This window comes from Ruegeria sp. C6 (assembly GCF_056537625.1).
In genome coordinates, this window is record NZ_JBQFRW010000002.1 from 771985 (window position 1) to 797095 (window position 25111).

The 25111-nt window shown below is 57.3% G+C and carries 28 protein-coding genes; 12 read left to right on the forward strand and 16 right to left on the reverse strand.

What is annotated here, in order from left to right:
- The first annotated feature begins 6 nt into the window (after nucleotides 1-6).
- Nucleotides 7-315 carry a hypothetical protein gene (locus ACR0MJ_RS11080; protein WP_170394808.1) on the forward strand — a complete coding sequence of 103 codons (309 nt, stop codon included), beginning with the start codon at nucleotides 7-9 and terminating at the stop codon, nucleotides 313-315.
- On the opposite strand, the gene ACR0MJ_RS11085 is transcribed toward ACR0MJ_RS11080, so the two are convergent.
- From ACR0MJ_RS11085 to ACR0MJ_RS11100, 4 genes are read right to left on the reverse strand one after another with little or no spacing between them, the layout of a single operon-like run.
- The gene (locus tag ACR0MJ_RS11085) at nucleotides 298-603 is read right to left on the reverse strand and encodes a 4a-hydroxytetrahydrobiopterin dehydratase (protein ID WP_170394812.1); all 306 of its coding nucleotides are present in this window, start codon (nucleotides 601-603) and stop codon (nucleotides 298-300) included. The genes ACR0MJ_RS11080 and ACR0MJ_RS11085 overlap by 18 nt on opposite strands.
- Nucleotides 600-1787: a GNAT family N-acetyltransferase gene (locus ACR0MJ_RS11090; RefSeq protein ID WP_480760978.1), complete on the reverse strand. Its 1188-nt coding sequence runs from the start codon at nucleotides 1785-1787 to the stop codon at nucleotides 600-602. The genes ACR0MJ_RS11085 and ACR0MJ_RS11090 overlap by 4 nt, the downstream gene beginning before the upstream one ends.
- A 45-nt stretch (nucleotides 1788-1832) precedes the next feature.
- The gene (locus ACR0MJ_RS11095; RefSeq protein WP_480760979.1) at nucleotides 1833-2603 is read right to left on the reverse strand and encodes a glycerophosphodiester phosphodiesterase family protein; all 771 of its coding nucleotides are present in this window, start codon (nucleotides 2601-2603) and stop codon (nucleotides 1833-1835) included.
- Nucleotides 2600-3055 (reverse strand): RidA family protein, encoded by a 456-nt coding sequence (locus ACR0MJ_RS11100; protein ID WP_480760980.1) that lies wholly within the window; start codon nucleotides 3053-3055, stop codon nucleotides 2600-2602. Before ACR0MJ_RS11100 ends, ACR0MJ_RS11095 begins: the two co-directional genes overlap by 4 nt.
- A 297-nt stretch (nucleotides 3056-3352) precedes the next feature.
- On the opposite strand from ACR0MJ_RS11100, the gene ACR0MJ_RS11105 reads away from it, so the two are divergent.
- Nucleotides 3353-4168 carry an MlaA family lipoprotein gene (locus ACR0MJ_RS11105; RefSeq protein ID WP_170408533.1) on the forward strand — a complete coding sequence of 272 codons (816 nt, stop codon included), beginning with the start codon at nucleotides 3353-3355 and terminating at the stop codon, nucleotides 4166-4168.
- Complete coding sequence (locus ACR0MJ_RS11110) at nucleotides 4158-4766, forward strand: MlaC/ttg2D family ABC transporter substrate-binding protein (protein WP_170408534.1); 609 nt, start codon at nucleotides 4158-4160, stop codon at nucleotides 4764-4766. Before ACR0MJ_RS11105 ends, ACR0MJ_RS11110 begins: the two co-directional genes overlap by 11 nt.
- 59 nt (nucleotides 4767-4825) lie before the next feature.
- Here the strand turns inward: ACR0MJ_RS11110 and ACR0MJ_RS11115 are convergent, their stop codons facing one another.
- From ACR0MJ_RS11115 to ACR0MJ_RS11135, 5 genes are all read right to left on the reverse strand, one after another.
- Nucleotides 4826-5635: a methyltransferase domain-containing protein gene (locus ACR0MJ_RS11115; RefSeq protein WP_480760981.1), complete on the reverse strand. Its 810-nt coding sequence runs from the start codon at nucleotides 5633-5635 to the stop codon at nucleotides 4826-4828.
- Nucleotides 5636-5743: 108 nt separating this feature from the next.
- Nucleotides 5744-6841 (reverse strand): ABC transporter ATP-binding protein, encoded by a 1098-nt coding sequence (locus ACR0MJ_RS11120; protein WP_170408536.1) that lies wholly within the window; start codon nucleotides 6839-6841, stop codon nucleotides 5744-5746.
- 5 nt (nucleotides 6842-6846) lie between these two features.
- The gene (locus ACR0MJ_RS11125; RefSeq protein ID WP_170466642.1) at nucleotides 6847-7746 is read right to left on the reverse strand and encodes a carbohydrate ABC transporter permease; all 900 of its coding nucleotides are present in this window, start codon (nucleotides 7744-7746) and stop codon (nucleotides 6847-6849) included.
- Nucleotides 7739-8611 (reverse strand): carbohydrate ABC transporter permease, encoded by an 873-nt coding sequence (locus tag ACR0MJ_RS11130; protein ID WP_039543053.1) that lies wholly within the window; start codon nucleotides 8609-8611, stop codon nucleotides 7739-7741. Before ACR0MJ_RS11130 ends, ACR0MJ_RS11125 begins: the two co-directional genes overlap by 8 nt.
- 57 nt (nucleotides 8612-8668) lie before the next feature.
- Nucleotides 8669-9913: an ABC transporter substrate-binding protein gene (locus ACR0MJ_RS11135; RefSeq protein ID WP_170514081.1), complete on the reverse strand. Its 1245-nt coding sequence runs from the start codon at nucleotides 9911-9913 to the stop codon at nucleotides 8669-8671.
- Between the two features lie 217 nt (nucleotides 9914-10130).
- Here ACR0MJ_RS11135 and ACR0MJ_RS11140 point away from each other — a divergent pair, with 217 nt between their 5' ends.
- Both ACR0MJ_RS11140 and ACR0MJ_RS11145 read left to right on the forward strand, forming a co-directional pair.
- A complete protein-coding gene (locus tag ACR0MJ_RS11140; protein WP_170408540.1) occupies nucleotides 10131-10868 on the forward strand; it encodes a response regulator transcription factor in 738 nt (245 codons plus the stop codon).
- On the forward strand, nucleotides 10865-12307 hold the full coding sequence (locus tag ACR0MJ_RS11145) for a sensor histidine kinase (RefSeq protein ID WP_170408541.1): 1443 nt from the start codon (nucleotides 10865-10867) through the stop codon (nucleotides 12305-12307). The genes ACR0MJ_RS11140 and ACR0MJ_RS11145 overlap by 4 nt, the downstream gene beginning before the upstream one ends.
- Here ACR0MJ_RS11145 and fliP read toward each other — a convergent pair whose 3' ends face one another.
- Genes fliP through fliF form a run of 4 tightly spaced genes read right to left on the reverse strand, consistent with a single transcriptional unit; the run spans nucleotide 12308 to nucleotide 15498 of the window.
- Nucleotides 12308-13036, reverse strand: a complete 729-nt coding sequence (gene fliP, locus ACR0MJ_RS11150) for a flagellar type III secretion system pore protein FliP (RefSeq protein ID WP_170426088.1) — start codon at nucleotides 13034-13036, stop codon at nucleotides 12308-12310. It lies immediately after the preceding gene.
- Nucleotides 13033-13320, reverse strand: coding sequence for a FliM/FliN family flagellar motor switch protein (locus ACR0MJ_RS11155; protein WP_170394848.1), 288 nt, complete (start codon nucleotides 13318-13320; stop codon nucleotides 13033-13035). Before ACR0MJ_RS11155 ends, fliP begins: the two co-directional genes overlap by 4 nt.
- Complete coding sequence (locus tag ACR0MJ_RS11160; RefSeq protein ID WP_480760984.1) at nucleotides 13313-13909, reverse strand: FliH/SctL family protein; 597 nt, start codon at nucleotides 13907-13909, stop codon at nucleotides 13313-13315. The genes ACR0MJ_RS11155 and ACR0MJ_RS11160 overlap by 8 nt, the downstream gene beginning before the upstream one ends.
- Nucleotides 13909-15498 carry a flagellar basal-body MS-ring/collar protein FliF gene (gene fliF / locus ACR0MJ_RS11165; protein WP_480760985.1) on the reverse strand — a complete coding sequence of 530 codons (1590 nt, stop codon included), beginning with the start codon at nucleotides 15496-15498 and terminating at the stop codon, nucleotides 13909-13911. Before fliF ends, ACR0MJ_RS11160 begins: the two co-directional genes overlap by 1 nt.
- Nucleotides 15499-15617: 119 nt before the next feature.
- Between fliF and ACR0MJ_RS11170 the strand changes: the two genes are divergently transcribed.
- From ACR0MJ_RS11170 to ACR0MJ_RS11190, 5 genes are read left to right on the forward strand one after another with little or no spacing between them, the layout of a single operon-like run.
- A complete protein-coding gene (locus ACR0MJ_RS11170; RefSeq protein WP_480760987.1) occupies nucleotides 15618-16115 on the forward strand; it encodes a flagellar basal body-associated FliL family protein in 498 nt (165 codons plus the stop codon).
- A 9-nt stretch (nucleotides 16116-16124) separates the two neighbouring features.
- Complete coding sequence (locus tag ACR0MJ_RS11175; protein WP_223117225.1) at nucleotides 16125-16637, forward strand: DUF6468 domain-containing protein; 513 nt, start codon at nucleotides 16125-16127, stop codon at nucleotides 16635-16637.
- The gene (locus tag ACR0MJ_RS11180; RefSeq protein ID WP_480760990.1) at nucleotides 16634-17227 is read left to right on the forward strand and encodes a MotE family protein; all 594 of its coding nucleotides are present in this window, start codon (nucleotides 16634-16636) and stop codon (nucleotides 17225-17227) included. The genes ACR0MJ_RS11175 and ACR0MJ_RS11180 overlap by 4 nt, the downstream gene beginning before the upstream one ends.
- Before the next feature lie 46 nt (nucleotides 17228-17273).
- A complete protein-coding gene (gene motA, locus ACR0MJ_RS11185; protein WP_170408548.1) occupies nucleotides 17274-18143 on the forward strand; it encodes a flagellar motor stator protein MotA in 870 nt (289 codons plus the stop codon).
- Complete coding sequence (locus tag ACR0MJ_RS11190; protein ID WP_480760991.1) at nucleotides 18140-20287, forward strand: tetratricopeptide repeat protein; 2148 nt, start codon at nucleotides 18140-18142, stop codon at nucleotides 20285-20287. Before motA ends, ACR0MJ_RS11190 begins: the two co-directional genes overlap by 4 nt.
- A 680-nt stretch (nucleotides 20288-20967) precedes the next feature.
- Here the strand turns inward: ACR0MJ_RS11190 and betB are convergent.
- Nucleotides 20968-22422 (reverse strand): betaine-aldehyde dehydrogenase, encoded by a 1455-nt coding sequence (gene betB, locus ACR0MJ_RS11195; RefSeq protein ID WP_480760992.1) that lies wholly within the window; start codon nucleotides 22420-22422, stop codon nucleotides 20968-20970.
- A gap of 191 nt (nucleotides 22423-22613) precedes the next feature.
- Here betB and ACR0MJ_RS11200 point away from each other — a divergent pair, with 191 nt between their 5' ends.
- Nucleotides 22614-22943, forward strand: a complete 330-nt coding sequence (locus tag ACR0MJ_RS11200; protein WP_170394874.1) for a hypothetical protein — start codon at nucleotides 22614-22616, stop codon at nucleotides 22941-22943.
- Nucleotides 22944-22949: 6 nt separating this feature from the next.
- Here ACR0MJ_RS11200 and ACR0MJ_RS11205 read toward each other — a convergent pair whose 3' ends face one another.
- Together ACR0MJ_RS11205 and trhO are read right to left on the reverse strand one after the other, a co-directional pair.
- Nucleotides 22950-23450 carry a potassium channel family protein gene (locus ACR0MJ_RS11205; RefSeq protein WP_170394876.1) on the reverse strand — a complete coding sequence of 167 codons (501 nt, stop codon included), beginning with the start codon at nucleotides 23448-23450 and terminating at the stop codon, nucleotides 22950-22952.
- 64 nt (nucleotides 23451-23514) lie between these two features.
- Nucleotides 23515-24420: an oxygen-dependent tRNA uridine(34) hydroxylase TrhO gene (gene trhO, locus ACR0MJ_RS11210; protein ID WP_170408551.1), complete on the reverse strand. Its 906-nt coding sequence runs from the start codon at nucleotides 24418-24420 to the stop codon at nucleotides 23515-23517.
- Between the two features lie 96 nt (nucleotides 24421-24516).
- Between trhO and pncA the strand changes: the two genes are divergently transcribed.
- Nucleotides 24517-25110 (forward strand): bifunctional nicotinamidase/pyrazinamidase, encoded by a 594-nt coding sequence (gene pncA / locus ACR0MJ_RS11215; RefSeq protein ID WP_170408552.1) that lies wholly within the window; start codon nucleotides 24517-24519, stop codon nucleotides 25108-25110.
- The last annotated feature ends 1 nt before the right edge of the window (nucleotide 25111 follow it).

The following is a 25111-nucleotide window of genomic DNA, read 5'->3' on the forward strand; positions in this document are numbered from 1 at the left end:
CGTGTCATGAATAAATGGATCTGCCTCGGTAGCCTGGTGGCTTTGGCCGCATGTGACGTACAGCAATCCCCGGTGATCAGCGGCCCTGATGGTCAGGTGCAGATTCAGATCAATACCAGCGGTCTGACCTGCTATGAAAATCGGTGTCTCGACATCAATCCGTCGGCCCGCAGCGTGCGGTCCGTCGGCACCCGTACGATCAGAATTCCGGGCAATATCAATGTCAGCGACGGCACGATCACCCCGGCAGAATTCAAGCAGCTGGGAACGGCAACATTGCTGGCCGGTGGGACGGGTTCACGCGGAGACCGTTAGCAGGCTGTCCATCTTACGCGCCAGCTTGGCGTCTTGTGCAGACAGACCGCCAACATCATGGGTCGACAGGACCACCTCGACCGTGCGGTAGACATTCGACCATTCGGGGTGGTGGTTCCATTTCTCGGCCCAGATCGCCACCTGCGTCATCCAGCCAAAAGCGGCGACAAAATTATCGAAGATGAAGGTCTTGGTGATCGCATCGCGGTCTTCGACCATGGTCCAGCCATTTCTGAACAGCGGGTCCAGCAGCGGGCCGCGGGTCTCGGTTGACAGAAGTTCGGTCATTGCTGTTCCTCCGGGTTCGATTTCCTGAACGGACCATAATCCGTCAGAATCTCGATCTCTTCTCCCACTGCGTGGGACTCGGCGTCCAGATATTTCTGAACCGCATCAGCAAAACCCGGATCGCCAACCCAGTGCAAGCTATGCGTGCGGGTTGGCAGATAGCCGCGCGCCAGCTTGTGCTCGCCCTGCGCACCGGCCTCAACCCGCGCCAGACCTTCCGCAATGGCAAAGTCGATCGCCCTATAATAGCACAGTTCGAAATGCAGGCAGGGGTGATGTTCGACACAGCCCCAATACCGGCCATACAGCGTTTCCCGCCCGACAAAATTTAACGCACCGGCGACGGGGTATCCATTGCGTTCGGCCAGCACCAAGGCGATGTCATCCGTCATGGTTTCCTGAGCGATATCAAAGAATTGTCGCGTCAGGTAGGGCGAGCCCCATTTTCGCGCGCCGGTATCCTGATAGAACCGCCAGAACGCGTCCCAATGCTCGGGTCGCAGATCATCGCCGGTGATTGTTCGAATCTGCCCACCGAAATCACAGGCCTGCGTGCGTTCCTTCTTGATATTCTTGCGTTTGCGCGAGGACAGCGCAGCCAGAAACTCGTCAAAATCGGCGTAATCATCATTGAGCCAGTGAAACTGCTGCGAGTGGCGGACCATCAGGCCCATCTGTTCCCCTGCCAGCGCTTCGGCCTCGGTGCAGAACGTAGCGTGTAGCGATGAAATTCGATTCTCAGCGGCCAGTTGCACCGCTCCTTGCACCAGCGCCGAGATCCCGACAGCATCGTAGCCGGGTCGCACCAAAAAACGCCTGCCAGTCGCGGGTGTGAAGGGCACCGCGATCTGCAGCTTGGGATAATATCGCCCGCCCGCGCTTTCATAGGCATGAGCCCAGCTATGGTCGAAGATGTATTCACCCTGGGAGTGCGACTTGGCAAACATCGGGGCTGCTGCAATCAGCATCCCGTCCAGATAGGCCGTCAGGTATTGCGGCTGCCAGCCAGTACCACGCCCGACCGAGCCGCTTTCTTCCAGGGCATGCAAAAACCGATGTGTCGTGAACGGATCAAGCGGTCGCCCGCCATCGGCAACCTCAGGGCAGGCGCAACTGTCCCAGTCGCTCGCGGAAATCTGCGAGACCGATGTCAGAACCCGAACCTCAATCTGTGCCTGATCCATATCCCCTCCGCGCTGCACCTTTATCTGTGATCGCGCGCGCCGGGATCAAGCGGGATGTTCGGCCAGATAGCCTTCGAACGTGACATTATCGGCAACCTTGCGTGCCTCTGCTTCTTGTTCAAGCGAGCGCACGGTCCAGCACAGGATCGGCACACCGTGTGCCTTCAACTCAGCGACCCGGGGGCGGTCAAGATCGATGACTTCATGGCTGATAAAGCTGGCTCCAACGCGGTCGAAATCCGGGATGTTGCGCAGATGATCGCAGACGGCTTGCGGCAGAAGCTCGACCTTGGGCTCGTAAGAGCTGGTAACGAGACCGCGCGGCAAATGTGGCGCAAGGCGTGCAATCTCTGCGACTGAATGCGGGTTGAACGACATCAGCGCGACCGGGCCTTCATAGTCTTTCAGTGCGCCTACAACATCTGCTTCCAAAGCACCGATATCGGGGCCCATTGCACCATCTTGATCCTTCAACTCGATGAGCAAGGGCACCCGTCCTGCAACAATGGCCAGCACCTCTTCCAGCGAGGGGATACCTTCACCGTCAGAATGCAGAAGCGTCTGGGCCCGCGCTTGTGTCTCGGTGATCTGTTGGATCGGTCCGGGCTGCCCGGTCAGACGTGTCATGTCATAGTCGTGAAACACCATGGCCCGATTGTCACGGGTGCGTTGCAGATCAATCTCGACCCCATAACCGGCGTCAATTGCGGCACGAATGGCGGCCCGGCTATTCTCGGGCCGCTGATCAGAAATGTCATGCAGCGCGCGATGTGCTATCGGGCGCTGCAGGAACTCAGACGGAAGGGACGGTTTCATTGAATCTCGAAAATACCCTCGATTTCAACGGCAACACCCAAAGGCAATGAGGCTGCGCTGACGGCCGAGCGCGAATGACGACCGGCGTCGCCCAGCGCTTCGACCAGGAAGTCGGAGGCCCCGTTGATCACCTTCGGCTGTTCTGTGAAATCAGCGGTCGAGTTTACAAAACCAGTCAGCTTGATCACGCGCACCAGCTTGTCGATATCGCCACCACAGGCCGCCTTGACCTGAGCCAACAGGTTGATGGCGCAGACTTTGGCTGCAGCGGCGCCTGCCTCAACATCCATATCATCACCGAGCTTACCAGTGATCAGATCATCCGCCTTGGAGATCTGGCCCGACACGTAGACAATGTTGCCAATGCGCACGAAAGGAACGTAGTTCGCTGCCGGAGCAGGTGCGTCCGACAGGCTGACACCCAGGCTGTCCAGTTTTGCTGCGATGCTCATGTGGATTATCCTCATCTCATAGTGATTCCGCGCGGACGCTAACCGGGAAAACCTGTTTCCGAAAGCGTGAAAGCGGGATTTTTCCCATTGCCTGCAAACTGGGCAGGTCTTCTCTTATTCAGGAAGTGTTGAATTCGTGTCACTTTACGTCGCCCCATCGGCTGAGGTAAACGCGAGTTGTTGTTTCAAATCCTGCGCGAAACCTCTATGTGAGACCAATTGCGCCACCAAGGGTGCAAAGGCTGTATTGATTGAAGGCCCGGATACCGCTGGGCAATTTTCGGAGTAACGAAGACAGTGCCAAGTTACATTCGTCTGAAGCACCTGATCATATTCGGCATCCTGACGGTCCTATCGGCATGCGCGACGCAGCCTCAGGACGCAGCGGCGCGGGGTGAGATTTTTGACCCCTATGAAGGGACCAACCGGGGCATTCACAAGTTCAATCTGGGTGTGGACCGATTCCTGTTCCGACCGGCCTCGAAAGGCTATGTGAAGATCGTACCAGATCCGATGGTTACCAGTTTCAATCACTTTGCCGAAAACCTGACGATGCCCGGGCAGGCGCTGGACTATCTGCTGCAAGGCAATCTGAAACAGTCCGGCAATGCGCTGCTGCGCTTTCTGATCAACTCGACCGTGGGCGGCTTTGGCCTGTCAGCCCCGGCGGATGAGCTGAACCTGCCGCCTGTTGATACTGATTTCGGCGAAACCCTGCATGTCTGGGGCGTGGGCGAAGGTGCTTATGTGGAACTGCCCTTCTACGGCCCGTCCACCGCGCGCGATGCGGTCGGCGTTGTGGTCAACCTGTTCTCGAATCCGATCAACTTTAGCCCGACCCGCCCGGTCGACAATATTGGTGTCTATGCCGAGGTCGTGCGGCGGATGGGAGATCGCGGTCGGTTCTCGGATACAGTTGATTCGATTCTGTACGAAAGTGCAGACAGTTACGCGCAAGCGCGCACGATCTACCTGCAAAATCGCCGCTTTGAACTGGCAAGGGATGATGAAGACGCCTATCTGGGTCTGTATGACGATCCCTACGCCACCACCGGGACCGACCCTGTCAGAGACCCCTATCTTGACCCGTACGAGGACCCCTATGCCGAATAACCTGTTGAACCGACGCCGTTTTGTGGCCACCGCCCTGACCGGGATGACAGTTGCCGCATTGCCTCTGCCCGCGTTCGCGCTGACCGAAGCGCAGGCCAAACAGCTGGTCAACAGCGTTGTGGCCGATATCACGCGTATCATTGACTCGGGTAAATCCGAAAATGCCATGCTGCGTGATTTTCAAAAGATCTTTGTGCAATACGGTGATGTGCCGATCATGGCCCGCTATGCGCTGGGGGCGGATGCACGCACAGCCTCATCCGCACAGCTGCGTCAGTTCACCAAAGCGTTCGAAGGCTATATTTCGCGCAAATATGGTCGCCGGTTCCGCGAGTTCATCGGCGGTGAGGTCACCGTGCGTAACGCGCGCAAGATCAAGACCGGATACGAGGTCAGAACCTCGGTCAAATTGCGCGGCTCATCCCCGTTCGAAGTGACATTCCTGGTGTCCGACAAATCGGGTCGTGGAAAGTTCTACAACATGTTCATCGAAGGTGTGAATTTGTTGCTGACCGAGCGCACAGAGATTGGCGCAATGCTGGATGCGCGCGGCGGCGACCTGAATCGCCTGATCAAGGATCTGAAAAAGACTGGCTGATCAGAGGTATTATCCTACGCCGGCCACCGCTCGACCCGTTCGCGCGGTGGCTTTTTTGTTCAGGTTGCAGGCTTGCGCGCGATCTGGCTGACATAAGACATGTAGCCAAAAAACGTGTTTGCAGACACACGCGCCCGGGCCTCGGATTTCAGCGCCTGTGCCGTTTCAGGCGCCAACAACCCGGTCTCGGCCATTCGATCCGCACCACGGTCGATAACGGTCAGAAAGTAAGTCGCCTCTCCTTCGGCCACATAACCGTGTCCCCGGCGACGGCCCAACTCAAAACCTGCTTGAGAGAGTGCACCGCCAATCTGGCGCATGATCCAGAGGTTTGTGACGTTCTGATTGATCATGAACCGAATGAGTTGATCCAGAGGATCAAAATCGGCAATCTGCGCTGTGGCGGTATCGTAGTCCCCATCGCAAATCGCAAATATCCCGCCCGGTTTCAGTATCCGAAAGGCCTCGGAAACCACATCTTCGGGGCCGGGTACATGGCACAACAGTGTATGCGCCAGAACAAGGTCTGCTGAGCTATCTTCAAGCCTGGTTGCCTTTGCATCGCCGGTTTCAAAAACAAGATTGCTCTCGCTGGCGAAGCTGTTTCTCGCACGTTCGACCATAACCGGTGAGGGCTCAATGCCGAGCGCGCGCTCCACCCCGCCAACTGACAGCAGCTCTTGCGTGATGTGCCCGGTGCCTGAACCCAGCTCAACCGCGAACCCGCCCTCAGGGACAATCAGATCACTTAGATAGCTATCCCTGATATCTTTCTGCGCCGGCTCCAGACACCGCGCTTCCATAGCTTCGGCGATACGCTCTTGGACCGAGATATCCTGCCCGGCCAGATCGGAATACGGATCGGACATAGCGCGCCTCCCTTCGCTACGTCCCAAGATAGCATATTTCAAATTTACCGGCCAAAACCGACTGTGATTGGTATGGCCCACCCCGGGTTGGTGCGGGCCAACGGCAACTTAATTCAGCCGTTCACCCGTTTCCTTGGCAAAGTAGGACACCTTGCTCATGTCGAACGCCAGGTTCAGCAATTGACCGGCCTGCGCGCTGGTTTCAGCATGCAGCCGCGCCGTGACCTGCTTGCCACCCAATTCCGACACAACATAGGTATCTGCCCCTGCGGGTTCGACCATATCGACCATGCAGGCGGCTTCCTGCACGCCTGCGCCAGCGCGGAACCCCGCCTCGGCGATATCTTCAGGGCGTAGACCAAGGATGACATCCTGCGGCAGAGACAAGTCGCGTGCATCGTTCAGAACCAGCGTTTCACCGGATTCGCGCGCGATCGAGATTTGCGTCCCCGAGCCATTGTTCGATGCCTGTGCCGGGATCAGGTTCATCGCAGGTGAGCCCATGAAATCCGCCACAAACAGGTTGGCCGGGTTGTTGTAGATCTCGGCCGGAGTACCGATCTGCTGCACGACCCCGCCTTTCAGGACTACGATCTTGGTGGCCAGCGTCATCGCTTCGATCTGGTCGTGGGTAACATAAACTATGGATGCGTCCAGTGTCTGGTGCAGCTTCTTGATCTCGGTCCGCATCTCGACCCGCAGCTTGGCGTCAAGGTTCGACAGCGGTTCATCGAACAGGAACAGCTTGGGGTCGCGCACCAACGCCCGGCCCATCGCGACCCGCTGACGCTGACCACCCGACAGTTGGCTGGGGCGGCGGTTCAGCAATGGCTCGATCTGCAGCAAGGAGGCGACGTCTTTCAGCTTGGCTTCCTGCGTGGCCTGATCGACCCCGCGCACTTTCATGCCGAAGGTGATGTTCTTGGCCACCGACATGGTCGGGTACAAAGCGTAAGACTGGAACACCATCGCGATGTCGCGATCCTTGGGGCTGACATGGGTCATGTCGTTGCCGCCGATGGACAATGTGCCACCGGTGATCTCTTCCAGTCCCGCAATGCAGTTCAGCAGCGTAGACTTACCGCAGCCCGAGGGGCCGACAAGCACCAGGAAATCGCCCGGTTCAATCGAGATGTTGATGTCTTTCAGAATCTCGGTCGCGCCGTAATTCTTGTAGAGTTTGTTGATATCAAGGATGGGAGCCATGGGTCTTATCCCTTCACTGAGCCAGCGGTCAGGCCGCGGATGAAATACTTACCGGCAACGACATAGACGAGCAGCGTCGGCAGCCCTGCGATGATCGCGGCAGCCATGTCGACGTTGTATTCTTTGACGCCGGTGGTGGAGTTTACGATGTTGTTGAGCGCAACAGTTACGGGCTGTGTCCCTGCCTGGCTGAACGACACGCCAAACAGGAAGTCGTTCCAGATCTGCGTGAACTGCCAGATCACAGTCACCACGATGATTGGTAGCGACAGCGGCAGGAAGATCGACCAGAAAATCCGCATGAACCCAGCCCCATCAACCCGCGCCGCCTTGGTCAGCTCGGCCGGAATGGTGACATAGTAGTTGCGGAAGAACAGCGTGGTGAAGCCCAGCCCGTAGATCACATGGACAAAGATCAGGCCCGGAATGGTACCCGCAATCCCCATCATACCCAGCAGACGTGCCATTGGCAGCAGAACAACTTGGAACGGGATGAAGCAACCGAACAGCATCAGCGAGAAGATGATATTGGCCCCTTTGAACCGCCATTGCGCCACGACATAGCCGTTCAGCGCACCCAACAGGGTCGACAAAAATACCGCAGGCACCGCGATCAGAACCGAGTTCCAGAAATAGGGTCGCAAACCTTCACACTGGATACCGGTACAAGCGCCGGACCATGCGGTTTTCCAGGCGTCGAAGCTGACCTCTCGCGGCAGCGAAATCAGGCTGCCGGTGCGGATTTCCTCAAGGCTTTTCAATGAAGTCGTCAACATCACGAAGAGCGGCATCAGGTAATACAGTGCAAACAGGCCAAGCAGGATATAAAGCAACCAACGCAGGGCAATCTTGCCCGTAGCGCTTTGGGTGCGGGTTTGTGTTTGGGGCATCGACAGATCAGTCATTTTTCGCCCTCAGCTCTGAGTAAAGATAGGGAACCACGATGGCAAAGACGACCAGCATCATGATCATCGCGGACGAGGCTGCTTGACCAATATCGCCGCGCGAAAACGCCATGGCGTACATGTAAGTAGCGGGCAGATCGGTTGCGTAGCCCGGACCGCCACCAGTCAGGGCGATGACAAGGTCGAAGCTTTTGATTGCGAGGTGCGCCAGCACGATGAAAGCAGACAGGAAAATCGGGGCCATCGAAGGGATGATGATCGCCGTATAGATGCGCCAAGTGGGGATACCATCGACCTGTGCGGCCTTGATGATCTCGCCATCGACCGAACGCAAACCGGCCAAAAACAACGCCATGACGAAGCCGGAACTCTGCCAGATCGCGGCGATCACGATAGTGTAGATCGCATAGTCAGGGTTCACCAGCCAGTCGAATTCGAAATTCGGAAAGCCCCACCCCTGCACCATGGATTCGATGCCCAGGCCCGGGTTCAAAATCCACTTCCACGCCGTACCGGTCACGATCATCGACAACGCCATCGGGTACAAGTAGATCGTCCGGATCGCGCCTTCGACGCGGATCTTCTGATCCAGCAGGATGGCCAGCAACAGGCCCAGTACCATCGCGATCACGATGAACAGCGCGCCAAAGATATACAGGTTGTTGATCGCCGTATCCCAGCGGGGTGAGTCGAACAGGCGTTCATACTGAATGAAGCCTTTGATCTCGTATTTCGGCAGTAGTTTCGATCGGGTTAGCGACACCCATGCGGTCCATCCGATAAATCCGTAGACAAAGATCAATACGGCGATGAACGACGGTGCCAGCACCACCTTGGGCAGGTGGTTTTCCAGCCATTCGGACATTTTAGCCTCCGGGGAAAGATGCTCTGCCCCTCACTATAGGGGGCAGAGCGTATTGGATCAGTAGCTGTTTGCTACCGCGTCCGCCAGTTGCTGAACCGCGTCAGCCGAGGACATATCCGAGTTGAAATGTGCGGTTACAACATCCGTAATCGCACCGGCCTGCGACCCGCGCAGCGCCATGCCATGGGCATAAGACGGCAGCAGCGAACCGCCTGCCGAGGTCGAACCCATATCTTCGGCCGAGATCTGCGCGCAGATGTCGAACGCATCCAGCGCCACATCAGTCCGCGCAGGGATCGAACCCTTGTTCAGGTTGAACACTTCCTGGAATTTCGGCGCGACGATCAGCTTGGCCAGCAATTCCTGACCAGCGCGGTTGTCGTCACCTTCCACTTCGAACATGGCGAAGCTGTCGACGTTGTACAGATATCCGTCGCCGGGGGTCGAGGCACACAGGAAGTCTTCGCCGGGCTTCTTGCCAGCCGCCAGGAATTCGCCCTTGGCCCAGTCACCCATGATCTGGAAAGCTGCTTCGCCATTCATCACCATGGCGGTGGCAAGGTTCCAGTCGCGGCCTGAGAAGTTTTCGTCCACATAACCGCGCAGGGTGCGCATCTGGTCAAAGACCTGCACCATGGTGTCAGAGGTCAGCGCCTCGGGGTCGAGATCGACAAAGGCTTTCTGGTAGAACTCGGGGCCACCCAGACCCAGCGCAACCGCTTCGAACACTGTGGCGTCTTGCCACGCCTGGCCACCATGGGCCAACGGGATCACTCCGGCAGCCTGCAGTTTTTCGGCAGCGGCGTTGAACTCTTCCCAAGTTGTGGGCATTTCAATGTCGTTGGCGGCCAGAACGTCAGCATTGGCCCAGATCCAGTCGATGCGGTGCACGTTCACAGGTGCTGCGCACCACGTACCTTCGCACATCATGTGGCCTGCAATCGATGCTGGCAGCACATCGGCCCAGCCTTCGGCTTCTGCCACGGATGAAATGTCTGCCAAAACGCCCTCTTCATACCATTCCTGAATGGCAGGTCCTTTCAGCTGAACAGCAGTCGGCGCGTTACCCGCAAGAACCCGGGCCCGCAGCGCAGTCATGGCCGCATCGCCGCCGCCACCTGCGACCGGCATATCGGTCCATGTGCCGCCGTTCGAGGCGAACTCTTCCTGCAGAACCGCGACCGATTTCGCCTCACCACCGGATGTCCACCAGTGCAGAACTTCGGCCTTTGGTTCAGCCACAACAGCCGACCCGGCCACTACGGCCAAGGTCGACACGGTGGCAAATGCAAAACGCTTCATTTTTTGTTCTCCTCCCTGAGAATTCGGTGCCACCCCAAGGGCGGCCATAGGTGATATAGCGCTAACGGATTGCCGCATGGCAACGCAGAATGCGATGCAATATCCTGACAAGGTGGAAATTTTCACCGCTTTTGTTACCCCGTGTTACGTTGGCCTTGAATCCGTTTCCATTCGTTACAATTGGCGGCGACGGAGAACCCTAAGGAGGAGAAACAGAGTGGGCATTCCCCGGCTCCTGGTGGTGGACGACGATTCGGAGATGCGGTCGATGATGACCCAGTTCTTTCAGCAGAACGGGTATATTGCTCTGCCTGCCAGTTCCGAAAGTGAAATACGCACGCATCTAACCTCGGGGCGGATCGACCTGATCCTGTTGGACGTGATGCTGGGCGATGAAAACGGCGTCGAGATCTGTGCCCGGTTGCGGGCCGAACAGGATGTACCGATCATTCTGGTATCGGCCCTGTCGGCGGATCATCAGCGCATGGCAGGATATGAGGTTGGAGCAGACGATTACATCGCCAAACCATTCAACCCGCAACTGTTGCTGGCCCGCGTCCGTGCGGTGATGCAACGCGCCCGACGCACGCCTTCGCTGGCATACCGCCGCCGCACGCGCACCTTTCACTTTGACGGCTGGGTCTTTGACGGCAAACGGGACGAGGTGCATTCGCCCGAAGGCTATCTGGTTTCCCTGTCCCAACGGGAGACCGCCCTGCTGAAGGTTTTGCTGGCGAACCCGCATATTCCGCTGACCCGTGATGAGATCGCCGCCGCACTGGATGTAACCGGTGAGGCCGACAAGCCCGAGGCGCAAGGCCGTGCCATAGATATGCTGGTGGGGCGGTTGCGGTCGAAAATCGAGGCCAATCCAAAAGACCCCCAGATGCTGCGCACCGAGCGCGGTGTTGGCTATCTGTTTACCGCTGACGTTATGGTGGATGAGGACGCATGACCCTGCGCCTGCGCAGTTTTGGCTGGCTCTGGACCCTGTCCGCCTTTGTCGCGGGGCTGGTCGCTGCCGGGATGTGGTTCACCTCGGCACAGGCGTGGAACCGGTACCAGACCGCAGCATTTGTTGCTGGTTTCACCATATACGAAGATTTGCGAGCGGGGATGGCGCCGCCACCCGGCCTGTTGATCAACCCATTGCCAACCGAGGCAGCCGCTCTTGCTGACAGGGGAGCGTTCCAGCAAATGCCCGGCTTTGCGGATCGCCGCTTTGTCACCAATCTGTCGATCCTGACCGACAGTTCAGCTCCCTTGAGTGGCCGCGAATTGACGCTTGCGGTGTTATCGGATCGACTGGTCTATCCGGTTTCAGACATCGTCTCCGGCAGCGATCAGACCGGCCCCGAGAAGATGGGGAACCTGACCCGTCTGTTGGCCACATATTGCAGCGAACCTATCCTGATCGCGCAATTCGGGCGCGGAGTTTGGCAGCAAGTCGACGGCACCGAAATCTGGGGCTGTAAGGCTGCGCCGGTTGATCTGCGTTTGCCCGCAATATTGCTGGGCATTGTGTCCTTGGCGGTGCTTCTGACCTCGGTCGGGAATGTTTCTGACAGTTTCGCACGCTTTGCTCAGGCACTTGGTGACCGCCGACGTCGCGGCGGGCCGCAAAGCTATGACGCGGACGGGCCTGAAGAGCTGCGCGATATCGTGACTGCGGTGAATGATCACCTCGATGCCGAACGTGCGCAGCTTGAGAAACGCGCCATTGTACTGTCGGGTGTCAGCCACGATCTGGGGACCCCTGCAACCCGCGTCCGGCTGCGTGCGGCGCTGATTCCCGATGGCGAGTTGCGCGAAAAGCTCGAGGCCGACGTGGACCAGATGACCGGCATGATAGAAAGCGTGCTTACTTACACGCGATCGGAACTCAGCGTCGAGGAACCGCGCCAGATATCGTTGACCTCGCTGGTTGAATCGCTTGTGGCCGATTATCAGGATATGGACCGGCCTGTGTCGTTGAAAGCCGTTGATCCCGTTGTCGTCGAAAGTGCGTCGTCTGTTTTCATGTCACGCCGTGGGCATGCGTCGCTACCGGAAACGCGGCGCATCCTGGTGACGGGTCAACCGATCGCATTGAAACGAGCGTTGTCCAATCTGATCGACAATGCCCTGAAATACGGTCGTCACGCCGAGGTTGAACTGGAAACTGATGCTCAGACCGCCACGATCATCGTCGAAGACAAGGGCACCGACCTATCGGTCGCGGATATCGAGGCGCTACTGGCACCGTTCCAGCGCGGATCAAACATCGGATCTTCGGATGGGTTCGGATTGGGCCTGACAATTGTCAGCACCGTTGCCGAACAACACGGCGGAACGCTGAGTTTCGAGGCCGGAGATCAGGGCCTGCGCGCCCGACTTCAGATCACCCGGCAATAGTCATGGCGCATAGCTGCGCACCAAGGCGCTGGCGATCAAGGCCCAGCCATCAGCGATGACGAAAAACGCCAATTTGAAAGGCAGCGAGACCGTAGCCGGGGGCACCATCATCATTCCCATCGACATCAAAACCGCTGCGACAACGAGATCGATTATCAGGAAAGGCAGGAAAATCAGGAACCCGATCTGAAAGGCCCGCGCGATTTCCGACAACATGAAGGACGGCATCAGCACGGATAACGGGGCCTCGGGCGATAGTTGAATCGCAGCACCATCCGGGCGCAGGTCTGCCATGGCCTGAAACGTGTCGGCATCAATACGCGCTGCCATAAAACTGCGAAACGGCACCAGCGCGCGTTCCAGTGCAGGCTCTACGTCAAGCGTTTCCTCGACCATCGGCTGAATCCCTGTCTCCCACGCCTCGGTAAAAACCGGCTCCATGACGAAATAGGTCAGAAACAGCGCCAAACTGACGATCAACATGTTTGGTGGTGACTGCTGCAAGCCGATTCCTTGCCGCAGGATCGCCAAAACCGTGATCAAAAACGGGAAACAGGTGATCATGATCGCCAGTCCCGGTGCCAGGCTGAGCACCGTGATCAGCAAAATCAACTGGATGGTCCGGGCCGAGATCGACCCGCCCTCGCCCAGGGACAGCGACAGTTCTTGCGCCGCGCCACCGGAGGGTATGACCAGCAAAAATGCCAGCCAAAAAAGGTAGCGCATCATCCGATCCCGTTCTGCAGATCCGAGATTTCGGTCAGCCGTACAGCCAGTTGCCCGGACTGGTCGCCCTCCATCTCTTCCAACAGACCGCGCGCGACCAATTGGTCCCCGACATAGAGGTCAACCGGATCCTCGATCCGCTTGTCCAGTGTCAGTACGGCATTTTCGCCCATGCTCAACAGGTCACGGATCAAAGGCCGCGCACGCCCGACCGAGACGGTGACTTCGATCGGAACAGTCTCGAACGGGTTGGGTTTTTCGGGTTTCGGTGGTTGAGGATCACTCATTTGACAAAGCCTCTTTTGCTTCAAACAGATATGCGTCGAACGTTGCAGCAATGGATGAGAGCAAGGCAGCGCAGTCCACCTCGCGTTGGGCGATCCCCACCTGCAATCGCGCCTGTCCCGGCTGGAGCGAGACATCCTCGATGACCTGGGGACGCGGCGAGATATCCTGCGGCAGCATCGCCTCGACCTGATCCGAAGTGCCCGCCGGAACAGTCAGCTGCAGTGGCTGGTCGACCTGCTCACGCGCCATGTCGCAAAGCTGCTCGGTCAATCGCTTCGCAAAGCCATGCTCGATCGTCTCAGGCAGAATAGTCTGAACCAGGCTCTGGAACATCGGTTCCAGCGACAGGGTCATGCGGGTCAATGCTTCTTGATAGGTAAAGGACAGGTCGGATAACGTCGCCGACAGATCGGAGCTTAGCTGTGTGCCAGTCTGTTCCTGTGCCTGAACCGCATCTTCCCAGCCCGCCCCATAGCCTTGTTCAAATGCAGCAAGCCGCTGTTCTTCCAGTGCGTCTTCATCCAGTAGATGTACGGCCACCCCAGCCGCAGAGGCGTTGAAGTCTTCAAGAAGATGAGCGATCGACATCACACCTTCTCCTCGCCTTCTTCAAGCCAGCTGCGCAGGATCTCTACCGTCTCTTCCTGCTTGTCGCCGATCATGGCGCGCAAACGGTCGACAGGATCTTCCCCACGCGCAGCGGCAATCGCCGGAACATTCGGCTGCGCCGCATCCGCGAGCGGTGCAAAGTCCGGCGCATCTGCGGTCGCAATTTCTCCGGTCAGGGAAGGCGCTGGGGCGACCTCGACCGGTGCACCTGCTGGCAGCAGCGCCGATGCCGCAGATTTCGTCAGAATTGGCCGTATGACAAACAGACCCAAAACAAGGGAAACCAGCGCCAAAACCACCATCTGGATTAGCGACATAGCGTCGATATGCATGTTCTGCCAAATCGACCCGGACACCAACTCGCCCTGGGGTTCAACCATGGGCAAGTCGAGCGATTTCAGTGTGATGACGTCGCCGCGTTCAGCATCAAACCCGACCGCAGAAGCCACAAGCTCTTGCAGTGCATCAAGCTCGGGCTGCGGCATGGGTTCAAAAATCTCGACGCCATCTGTACCTGCCGCTCGAACACCGTTGACCAGCACCGCGACAGTCAGACGTTTGATCGCACCTGGCGCGCGATGAACTTCCAACTCGGTCTCTGACACCTCATAATTCACCCGTTCGCGGGTCTGAGTGGCATTTGAATTGGATTCATCGCCTCCGGCCCCGTCGCCATCCGGCAAATTCGACGCCACTGTCACATCCGCCGACTGATTACGCGCACTGTCCGACCGTTCTTCAACATCCGTGCTGATCGCAACACGGCCTTTGGGGTCAAAGCGACGTTCCCGGATAGACTCGGTTTCGGTCACCGTATCTACGCTGACCTCAACCACCGCGTTGCCGGCCCCGACCCGGGCTTCGACCAGACGTAGAACTTTCTCACGCAATTGGCGCGCCTTATCATCTGCAGTATCGGCTGCCACCGCCGTGTCCTGCGCGCCAATCACGGCCCCGTTTGAATCAATCACAGTGACGTTTTCCGGTGCCAGCCCGCTAACCGCCGACGCCACTAAGAACCGGATCGCCTTTGCCTGATCTCCGTTAATCGGTGCACCCGACGGGACCAGATAAACCGAAGCGGTTAGCGCTATGCTGCGCTGAAACGGGTTGGAGGAGCTGTTGGCGATGTGCACCCGGGCCTTGCTGACATGCGGGCTGCCCACAATCGTGCGCGCCAGCTCTCCTTCTTTTGCGCGCCAATAGGCGGCATCAAACATCTGCGACGTAGTGCCAAAGCCGCTGAGCGAATCCAGCAGTTCGTAACCGCGATTGCCGTTCGCAGGCAGGCCCTCGCTGGCCAAAGTCATCCGCAACTCATCCCGCTGAACGCCGGGGACGTAGATCGAGCCACCCCTTATTTCATAGTTCACACCACGCTGGTCCAGCGCCCGCACGATATCCCCGGCTGCACCGCTTTCGAGCCCCGCATAAAGCAGCGTCATCGACGGCGCTGTCACAATCCGTGACATCGCAAGCACACCCAGAAACACCAGTGCCACGGCACCGGCCACGATAATTTGTTTGCGCCTGTCCAAACTTGCCCAGACAGTTCCGATCTGCTGCACGCTTACCTCCGACTCACCGACATTCTGTGCGGCTCTGCCCTTGTTTGGACGATTGCCCTTAACAATCGGTTAGTCCCTGAGGGGTTATGACGGTTGCCGAACAGATTCATGAGGACGGCATGACCGACGCAACTGCAGATGAGGCGGAAACCCCTAAAAAATCAGGGAAAAAAGGCTTTCTGCTTGGGCTGATTCTGGCTATCGCGGGCGGTGTTGGCGGCTATTTCATAACTGCATCCGGCCTGCTTCCCATAGGTGGGTCCGAGATGGTGAAAGAGGCCAAAAAGAAAGGCGAAGACGCTTCCGTAAAGGCACTTCCCGATGTGAAATTTGTCGATCTTCCGCCGGTGATAATCTCGGTCAAGTCAGATGATTCGCGACATTTGAAATTTCACGCGCAGCTTGAAGTGAACGCGGGATACGCCGCCGAGGTTGAAAAGATGCAGCCGCGAATCATGGACGTTCTGAACAGCTATTTGCGCGCCCTTGAGTTAACCGATCTGGAAGATTCTCTGGCTTTGATGAGGATCCGCGGACACCTGCTACGACGCATTGGGATCGTCGTGGGCGAAGGCCGCGTGCGTGACGTTCTGGTCATGGAATTTGTACTGAATTAGGAGGCGATGGTGGAGTTGATTGCCGATATTCTGCTGGTTGCGGGCGCTCTTGGGGCTGGTCTGTATTGTTTCGTTCTGTCGCGACGCCTGAAGCGGTTTACCGATCTTGAGAAGGGTGTGGGTGGCGCCGTTTCCGTGCTGTCCTCGCAAGCAGAAGAGTTGCGAAAATCGCTGGATAGCGCGCGTCAGGCTTCGGATGATTCCGGCACCGCGTTGCAGACGCTGACCGAACGGGCGGAAACCGTCGCACAACGGTTGGAGCTTATGATGGCCTCGATGCACGACGTCGTTCAGGAAGAGCCCTCTGAGCCGGAAGTTCCCATGGATCAGCCAGATGACGCACCTGCTGAGGGCAGGTCTGAGCAGCCCGGCGAAGCACAAGAAACTGTATCCGATCCGTCTGGTGAACCAACTGAGGTCTCGACTGAGCCATCGGAAGCACCACCAGAGCCGCCCGCAAAGAAACCAGAAGGCCTGATGTTCTTTCGGCACGCCGCACCATCTGACGGAGCAGCGAAATGAGTCGCAACCGGGCAAAAGCGCCTGATCGCCGAGCGCGCGGCGGTGTTCTGACCGTCATTTCCTTGCTGATGGTCGGCTCTGCGATTATTCGCATCGGGCTTGAGGCCGGGCCTGCACTTGCCCGCGGCGCGGAACCAAACATGGCCTCGCCCGTCGGTGGTGAACGCAAAGAGGCGAATGCGGCAGATCTAAAATTGCTGCTTACGGAACTATTGCGCCGTGAAAAGACTCTAAACCAGCGTGAAAGCACGATTTTGGACCGGGAACGGGCGCTCGACATTGCCGATCAGGCCATCGAAACCCGGCTCACCATGCTGGAGGACGCCGAGAACGCTCTGCGTGAAACGGTGGCGATTGCCGAAAAGGCCGCCGAAAACGATCTGACACAACTGACCGACGTGTATCAGAGCATGAAGCCCAAAGATGCCGCCGCGTTGTTCGAAATGATGGACGCGGTATTCGCCGCTGGCTTCCTGTCTCGCATGCCACCGGAAGCTGCCGCTGAAGTTATGGCCGGTCTCAGCCCCGAGGCTGCTTACACCATCAGCGTGATCATGGCCGGGCGCAATGCACGTGCCCCACAGGAATGACCCTCATGGCCATATCTATCTGCATCCTCAACGCTGGAGACCTTTCATGATCGGGCTCATCGGAATTGCCGTCATCTTCGTCATGGTATTCGGCGGCTACCTTGCCGCAGGCGGCAAGATGGCCATCATTATGAAATCACTGCCCTTCGAGATGATGATGATCGGAGGGGCCGCAGTCGGCGCATTTCTGATCAGCAATGATATCGGCGGCGTAAAACACACCGCCAAGGATATCGCGAAAGTTTTCAAAGGACCCAAATGGAAGCCCGAGGATTATCGCGATCTGTTATGCTTGTTATTCTCTCTGATCCGGATCGCACGCGCGAACCCGGTCGAGGTAGAGCAGCACATTGAAGAGCCAGGAAGCTCATCGCTATTTTCCGCATATCCCAAGATTCAAGCCGACAAAGAAGCGGTGGACCTGATCTGTGACACCATGCGCTCGGCGGCGATGAACTATGACGACCCGCACCAGGTTGAGGAGGTGCTGGAAAAGCGGATGGAGGCGAACTTCCACCATGCCATGCATTCAAGCCACGCGCTGCAAACCGTTGCTGACGGGTTGCCCGCCTTGGGGATCGTGGCCGCCGTTCTGGGTGTGATCAAGACGATGGGATCAATCGACCAACCACCGGAAGTTCTGGGTAAGCTGATCGGCGGCGCGTTGGTTGGGACGTTTCTGGGGGTTTTTCTGGCTTATGGATTGGTGGGCCCTTTTGCGGGCAAGCTGAAATCTGTTGTCGAAGAAGACAACCACTTTTACCAACTCATCAAAGAGGTTCTGGTGGCTAATCTTCACAACCACAACGCGGCCATGTGTATTGAGGTCGGCCGCCAGAACACACCGACCCACAACCGGCCCGGTTTCTCGGAACTTGAAGACGCGCTTAAGGAACTCAAGCAGGCTGCAGCATGATCCGCGCATTGTCTTTGGTCTTGCTCGCATGGGGCACAAGCGCGTCAGCACAGGCTTTGACCGTGCGATCGGGCGAGCATGAGGGATACACGCGTCTGGTGGTACAGGTCCCCTCTGGCACCGGTTGGATGTTGGATCCGGTCGAGAACGGCGCGCGGCTGAGCATTGGCATCGATAATGCGACATTCAACACTGCAGCTGTCTTCGACCGCCTGTCGGGGAACCGTCTGCAATCGCTTCAACAGGTCGGGCCAGGTGCAGCGTTGGAGATGACATTTGGGTGCGACTGCGTGGCAACGGCATTTCTGCATCGCCAAACTATGGTGGTCATAGATATCGCACCCGACCAGGGTACACCTGCAAATGACCCGGTAGAGCCAGAGGCACTTCCCAGGACTGCAAGTATCCCGGCCCCAAAACCCTTACCTACTGATATTCCAGCCACCGAACTGGCCTTGCCTTTGCTGCAGTTAAATCAACGAAATTTTGAGGAGCAGTTGGCATCACGTATATTGCAAAGCGCTGATCGAGAGGTTGTTGATCTTGAACTGGCAGGTGTCGGACGCAGGGAATCGTCCAGTTTTGGTCCGCTGCGATCTTCGGAAAAGCTGGTGCCAAATCTGCGACTGTCTTCAGTGCTCAATGAGGTTTCGGGGCTGGGCAATCTGGCAGTTCCTCAGATTGATAGCAAACCGGAATGTATCACGGACAGCGAACTGGGTTTTGAGACATGGTCGGGCGCTCGATCATTTTCCGAGGATGTGGCCGAATTGCGGGTCGGGCTATTTCAGGAATTCGATCGTGTCGACCAGGCGTATGCAATGGATTTGGCGAAGCTCTATACGTATTTCGGGTTCGGTGTAGAAGCGCACCAAGCCCTGTCTTTGTTGTCGGAGACCTCGGTTGAGCAGCGCAGAGTAGCGGCCATCGCATCAGTGATGGACGAGTTGCCTGCACCGACGCCGAACCCTTTGGAAGGGCAGCAAAGATGTGATGGTGCCGCCGCACTCTGGGCGCTTTTGAGTGAGGGTAAACTTCAATCCGATGCGCATGTGAAAGCGATCGAACGCAGTTTTGGTCGGCTGCCGTGGCATCTCAGGCAACATCTCGGCCCGGATATCGCCGAGATGTTTGTCTCGGCAGGCCGGCTTGAAGCATCGCGCCGGATCTTGCGTGCGGTCGATCGGATCTTAGAGGACGAACCCGCTGATGTAACCTTTGCCCAAGCTAAAATCGCGGATGCTGCAGGGGATACCGATACCGCAGAAACGCTGTTGACCGAGGTCATATCGGCGCCCGATGCCGCGACCGATGCGCCGTTGGCACTTGCGCGGTTGATCGAAAAGCGGTGGTCGGACCGGGGTACGGTCTCGCCCCGCGACCTCGATTTAGCTGCAAGTTATGCGCGCGAGCTTCGGAAGTCCGAACTTGGCCCGATGTTGGCGCGTGCACACGCTTTGGCGATGGCTTTGTCGCAGGATTTTACCGGAGCTCTTGCCAGTTTTGAGGATGTCTCAGATTCCGACGAATGGCAGAGGACACGAGATCAGGTGTTCCAATTGCTGGCGGAGCGGGCGGACGACATTACTTTCCTGCGCCATGTGATGGAATTGAAGGACAGGCGACGCAACGCGCTGACGGTCGAAACTGCCGTGTCCATGGCAGAGCGACTGGCTGACCTTGGGTTTTCAGCGCAGGCTTACGCGCTGGCAAACCGACCGCAAGATCGGGAACGCAGCCGTGATCGTGCTCGGCTTCGGGCAAAGGCGGCTCTGTTGGGCAACCGTCCCCGTCAGGCGCTGCTGGAAATCGCGGACGATTCCTCGGACACCGCACAAGAGTTACGCGCCCAGGCCATGATGCAAACACAGGATTTCGATGCCGCCGCGCACGCATTACAGGCAGGCGGGAAGCACGAGATGGCCGATCGATACAACTGGTTGGCGGGCTCCAGCGGTGCGGATGAAGAGAGGTCAAACACCTTCACCGATTTGTCCCGCATCCGAACGTCCCTGATCAAGCCCGTTGCGCGACAGCCGGACAAGCCATTGTCGGACGCCGCAATGCTAATACAGGACAGCACCATCGCACGCGCGCAGATCACTGAAATGCTTGAGACAGTGCGCGCAATCGACCCGAATTGAACCTTGGAAGTCTGTTCTTGCAGAGACAAGTGTAACTGCTTTGGCCTGTAGGCTGATAGACGCCAAAATCAGCCTCTAACAAAGGTATTGAATTCATTTTGACTTCCTATGCATCAATCAATGATGCCCATAGGACAGTGGCGGTAAACTCAGTGAACGTGTCGAAGATCTTCAGCTGGCTCAATGATCATTCATGACCACCGCACGCGTTCAAGTGTGCTGGTTCTTGGACAACTCCATCTGAGATTACGATCACCACATCTGACCTTGGTAAACCGGGCCGAGTGACTCAGACTTTCTGAAACCGTATTCCAGGGCATTACGGTTGCCACATCGGGATCCTGCAGACCCGCCCCAGAGATGTGTTCAGCCCAGATGCGAACATGCTCCGCCAAAACAATCGCTACAATTGGCATTGCGTATTGTGCCAGGGACATGGTCTGGGGTTGGCCCGAAGATAGCTCGCCCTTTCCAGCATCGCCACGTCAATCCAACCAAACTTGGCCAGTTGATAAAGGATCAAACTGCACCGATCACATAAGCTTGGGCGTGTGTTTTCACAGGCTGATCTCCGGTTTGCGGAGGAGGCCTCTTGAGGAATTTAGTCATATGTACGAGCCAGCATGTGCTCTGTCCCCGACGTGAACCATCAAGAACAGAGACTATTCAACCGGATTTATTCAGTATGGGGCCTCCACATCATTCATCGAGACGTAGACTGTCTTCATCTCGCTGAAGTGGTTGATTGCCAGTTTCGAGTTCTCGCGACCGACACCCGACATCTTAGATCCGCCGAACGGTGCCTCTACCGGGGCCAGGTTATAAGTGTTGATGTAACAAGTCCCCGCCTCAAAACCTGCCACGATGCGGTGGGCGCGGGTCAGGTCGTTGGTGAAGACGCCGGCGGCCAGACCGAATTCGGTGTCATTGGCACGGGCCAAAACCTCTTCTTCGGTGTCGAAGTCCAGCACCGACATCACGGGGCCGAAAATCTCTTCGCGCGCGATTGTCATATCGTCCTTAACATCGGCAAAAACCGTGGGTTGCATGTAGAAACCATCGCCTTCGACCCGTTCGCCGCCATAGATCAGCCGCGCGCCTTCGGCCCTCCCCTTTTCGACATAGCCAAGCGCGATATTCATCTGGTTTTCGCTGACCATCGGACCAAAGTTGACCTCTTCATCCATCGGGTCGCCGATTTTCGCCGTAGCAAGGCGTTCAGACAGGCGCTTAAGGAACGCTTCCTTGATTCCCTTTTGCACAAAAACTCGAGTGCCGTTGGAACAGACCTGTCCCGAGGAATAGAAATTTCCCAGAATGGCGCCTGACACGGCATTTTCGATGTCGGCGTCGTCGAACACGATCGTCGGGGACTTGCCACCCAATTCCATGGTGACATGTTTCATGCCATCGGCGGCAGCAGCGTACACCTTGCGACCCGTTGGAACCGACCCTGTTAGCGAGACCTTGGCCACTCGGGGGTCGGTCACCAGGCTGGCGCCTACATCACCGTAGCCCTGAACAACGTTATAGACGCCTTTGGGTGCACCTGCCTCGATCAAAATCTCGGCTACTTGCAATGCCGACAGCGGAGTAGTCTCGGAAGGCTTGAAGATCATTGTGTTTCCGCACGCCAACGCCGGGGCACCCTTCCAGCAAGCGATCTGCGTCGGGTAGTTCCATGCCCCAATGCCCACACAAACGCCCAGCGCCTCGCGGACGGTATAGACAAAATCCCCGTCTGCCAGAGGGATATGTTCGCCGGTCAGCGAGGCCGCCAGACCGCCAAAATACTCCAGCGCATCCGCGCCGCTGGTAGCGTCGGCCACCAGCGTTTCCTGCAGAGGTTTGCCGGTATCATGGGTTTCGATAATCGATAAGTCACGATTGCGATCCCGCATGATGTCGGCCGCGCGTCGCAGCACACGGCCTCGCTCGGTGCCCGATAGGGCAGCCCAAGCCGCTTGGGCCGATTTTGCACTGTTTAGAGCCTTTTCAACAATCTCAGGCGTGGCGGAATGCAGCCGTGCGATGACCTCTCCGGTGGCGGGGTAGATAACGTCGATGGGCGCGCCATTGGTGTCCTCGACATACTCGCCATTGATGAAGTGGCTGGCCTTGGGTTGAAACTTCATGCCGGTTCCCTTTGTGTTCAGAAATCTCTATAGGCAAAGAGATCGCGTACGTTGAGAATCGAACTATCGATTATTGACTGATCAGTCAATCAAGTCGCAAATTGGCAGGATCTCGCCTAATACAAAGGGTCTTCCCTTGAAACGAAAGGTTAATGTTCTATTTATGTTCTTCACAGTCAGAGGATTACCCGATGGCCCAGAACATGCGAAATTCCGCCCTGAGCGGCCCGACAAACGACTATCACCTGCTGCCAGTTACAGATCGGCAGATGCGCTTTGCCCGCGCCATCGCGCAACAATCAGCGCTTGAGATTCCGGTCGAGGCGCAGCGTGACCGCAAATCCCTGTCGGACTGGATTTCAGCCCATAAGCCGCATGATCCGTCGCCCTTTGCAAACTACCCAACAGGTAAGCAGGTTGCTTTTGCCGAACGTATCTCGCGTAGCAAGCGCCGCCCGATCCCGTCCGAATGTTTCCGCGACAAACAAATGATGTCGCGCTGGATCGATCATAATAAATAGATCGCTCTATTTGCCGTGGTTGCGCGCGTATAGCGCGACGGCGGCGGCCACAAACATGCCCAACAGGATGTAACCCGTCACAGCCTCGGCCACAGCCAGCCCACGGCAAAAGCCAGTTGGGGACATGTCCCCATATCCGACCGTTGTGAAGGTGACGTATGAGAAATACAGAATATCGGCTGGCCCTTCAGCGCCGATCACACAATGATCGTTATATCCAAACGCGCCGTAGACGGCTGCGAACAGGAATGGCACGACCTGAATGAAGGACACCCCCATCAGGAACAACAACCTCCGGGGGGATTTCACCTGGGTCATGTAGTACCAAGACTGCGAGGCGATCCAGATTAGAAGGCCTACCGAGGAAAGCGTGCCAATGGTGTCGCCTGCAGTAGCTTCGTTCAGGCGCGACAGACCGTACCACGCAAGAAAGCTTGCCAAGACCAGCCCAAGCGCCGCCAGCAAAGTTGATTTCCATTCTTCCAGGGTTCTGGGTTCGTGGGTCATGAGCGCTCCGTCGGTTGGGCTTGCGCACAATCATCCGATTTCAAACGCGGCCTGCAAGCTGATTTCAGTCAGAGCCCAGATGTTCCTCGCCCCGCGCGCGGGCCAGCTGTATCTGCTTTTGCCGCTCGCGAAACCGCGACTTGTCCTGTTCTGAAGTCTCATTGATACACCGATGGCAGGATACGCCATGCTCGTATTCAGGGCGTTTCACATCTTCGGGCAGGATCGGGCGACGGCAACCATGGCACAGCTTGTGTGGGCCTTCGACCAGCCCGTGACCAACTGAAACGCGGTTGTCGAAGACAAAACACTCACCCTGCCAAGTGCTGTCTTCGGGTGGCGTTTCTTCCAGATACCGCAGGATGCCACCTTTCAGGTGATAGACATCCTCGACCCCTTGCCCCAGCAGGTAGTTGGTGGATTTTTCGCACCGGATGCCACCGGTGCAGAACATGGCAACGCGTTTGTTGTGAAAGCGCTCCTTGTTCTGTTCCCACCACGCCGGGAAATCGCGAAAACTGGCTGTATTAGGGTCTATTGCACCCTCGAATGTGCCAATCGCCACCTCGTAATCGTTGCGGGTGTCGATCAACACCACATCATCTGATCGGATCAGCGCGTTCCAGTCCTCAGGCTCGACGTAATTCCCGACATTTGCGCGGGGATCGACATCGGGCTGGCCCATCGTCACGATCTCTTTCTTCAACCGCACCTTCATCTTGCCGAAGGGCGGATTGTCCGAGGTCGCCTCTTTCCACTCAAGATCACTGCATCCTGGCAACGCACGGATATGCGCCAGAACCGCATCGATACCTGCGCGGGGTCCGGCGATGGTGCCATTGATCCCTTCTTGCGCCAGCAGCAAGGTGCCTTTCACCGACTGCGCGCGGCAAAGCTCGTGCAAAGCCGGGCGTAGCGCATCGGGGTCGGGAAAACGCGTGAAATGATAGAGGGCAGCGATTGTGTACATGTGGGCGATCTAATGCCCTTGGCAAAAACACACAAGAGACCGCATTGACGATACCCGCTGCGCACCATACCGATAACACGACTTTAGGAGGCCAGCATGTCCCACGCCCTGCTCGTTATCGATGTTCAGAATGACTTCTGCCCAGGCGGCGCGCTTGCCGTTGCCGGAGGGGACGAGATCGTCGCACCGATCAATGCGATCATGGATACGTTCGATACGGTGATCCTGACACAGGATTGGCACCCGGCGGGGCATTCTTCATTCGCCAGTTCTCATACTGGCAAAGCGCCGTTCGAGATGATCGACATGCCTTATGGCCCTCAGGTCTTGTGGCCCGATCACTGTGTTCAGAGCAGCGCAGGCGCGAACTTCCATCCGGATTTGCGAACAGATGGCGATCTGATCATCCGCAAGGGATTTCGCAGCGCTATCGACAGCTATAGCGCGTTTTTCGAAAACGACCATTCCACGCCCACTGGTCTAAAAGGCTATCTTGAGACGCGCGGGATCACGCAGCTGACCATGGTCGGTTTGGCGACAGATTTCTGCGTGCATTATTCGGCGGTAGATGCGGCACAGCTGGGGTTTGATGTCACTGTCTTAAGCAACTTGTGCCGCGCCATTGATATGGACGGATCTTTGGCTGTCGCAGAGCAGGCCATGCGCGCAGCAGGTGTGACACTGGCCTGAG

Coding starts and splice junctions, on each gene's coding strand:
- ACR0MJ_RS11080 (WP_170394808.1), top strand. CDS start 7: ATGAATAAATGGATCTGCCTCGGTAGCCTGGTGGCTTTGGCCGCATGT.
- ACR0MJ_RS11085 (WP_170394812.1), bottom strand. CDS start 603: ATGACCGAACTTCTGTCAACCGAGACCCGCGGCCCGCTGCTGGACCCG.
- ACR0MJ_RS11090 (WP_480760978.1), bottom strand. CDS start 1,787: ATGGATCAGGCACAGATTGAGGTTCGGGTTCTGACATCGGTCTCGCAG.
- ACR0MJ_RS11095 (WP_480760979.1), bottom strand. CDS start 2,603: ATGAAACCGTCCCTTCCGTCTGAGTTCCTGCAGCGCCCGATAGCACAT.
- ACR0MJ_RS11100 (WP_480760980.1), bottom strand. CDS start 3,055: ATGAGCATCGCAGCAAAACTGGACAGCCTGGGTGTCAGCCTGTCGGAC.
- ACR0MJ_RS11110 (WP_170408534.1), top strand. CDS start 4,158: ATGCCGAATAACCTGTTGAACCGACGCCGTTTTGTGGCCACCGCCCTG.
- ACR0MJ_RS11115 (WP_480760981.1), bottom strand. CDS start 5,635: ATGTCCGATCCGTATTCCGATCTGGCCGGGCAGGATATCTCGGTCCAA.
- ACR0MJ_RS11120 (WP_170408536.1), bottom strand. CDS start 6,841: ATGGCTCCCATCCTTGATATCAACAAACTCTACAAGAATTACGGCGCG.
- ACR0MJ_RS11125 (WP_170466642.1), bottom strand. CDS start 7,746: ATGACTGATCTGTCGATGCCCCAAACACAAACCCGCACCCAAAGCGCT.
- ACR0MJ_RS11130 (WP_039543053.1), bottom strand. CDS start 8,611: ATGTCCGAATGGCTGGAAAACCACCTGCCCAAGGTGGTGCTGGCACCG.
- ACR0MJ_RS11135 (WP_170514081.1), bottom strand. CDS start 9,913: ATGAAGCGTTTTGCATTTGCCACCGTGTCGACCTTGGCCGTAGTGGCC.
- ACR0MJ_RS11145 (WP_170408541.1), top strand. CDS start 10,865: ATGACCCTGCGCCTGCGCAGTTTTGGCTGGCTCTGGACCCTGTCCGCC.
- fliP (WP_170426088.1), bottom strand. CDS start 13,036: ATGATGCGCTACCTTTTTTGGCTGGCATTTTTGCTGGTCATACCCTCC.
- ACR0MJ_RS11155 (WP_170394848.1), bottom strand. CDS start 13,320: ATGAGTGATCCTCAACCACCGAAACCCGAAAAACCCAACCCGTTCGAG.
- ACR0MJ_RS11160 (WP_480760984.1), bottom strand. CDS start 13,909: ATGTCGATCGCTCATCTTCTTGAAGACTTCAACGCCTCTGCGGCTGGG.
- ACR0MJ_RS11170 (WP_480760987.1), top strand. CDS start 15,618: ATGACCGACGCAACTGCAGATGAGGCGGAAACCCCTAAAAAATCAGGG.
- ACR0MJ_RS11180 (WP_480760990.1), top strand. CDS start 16,634: ATGAGTCGCAACCGGGCAAAAGCGCCTGATCGCCGAGCGCGCGGCGGT.
- motA (WP_170408548.1), top strand. CDS start 17,274: ATGATCGGGCTCATCGGAATTGCCGTCATCTTCGTCATGGTATTCGGC.
- ACR0MJ_RS11190 (WP_480760991.1), top strand. CDS start 18,140: ATGATCCGCGCATTGTCTTTGGTCTTGCTCGCATGGGGCACAAGCGCG.
- betB (WP_480760992.1), bottom strand. CDS start 22,422: ATGAAGTTTCAACCCAAGGCCAGCCACTTCATCAATGGCGAGTATGTC.
- ACR0MJ_RS11200 (WP_170394874.1), top strand. CDS start 22,614: ATGGCCCAGAACATGCGAAATTCCGCCCTGAGCGGCCCGACAAACGAC.
- ACR0MJ_RS11205 (WP_170394876.1), bottom strand. CDS start 23,450: ATGACCCACGAACCCAGAACCCTGGAAGAATGGAAATCAACTTTGCTG.
- trhO (WP_170408551.1), bottom strand. CDS start 24,420: ATGTACACAATCGCTGCCCTCTATCATTTCACGCGTTTTCCCGACCCC.
- pncA (WP_170408552.1), top strand. CDS start 24,517: ATGTCCCACGCCCTGCTCGTTATCGATGTTCAGAATGACTTCTGCCCA.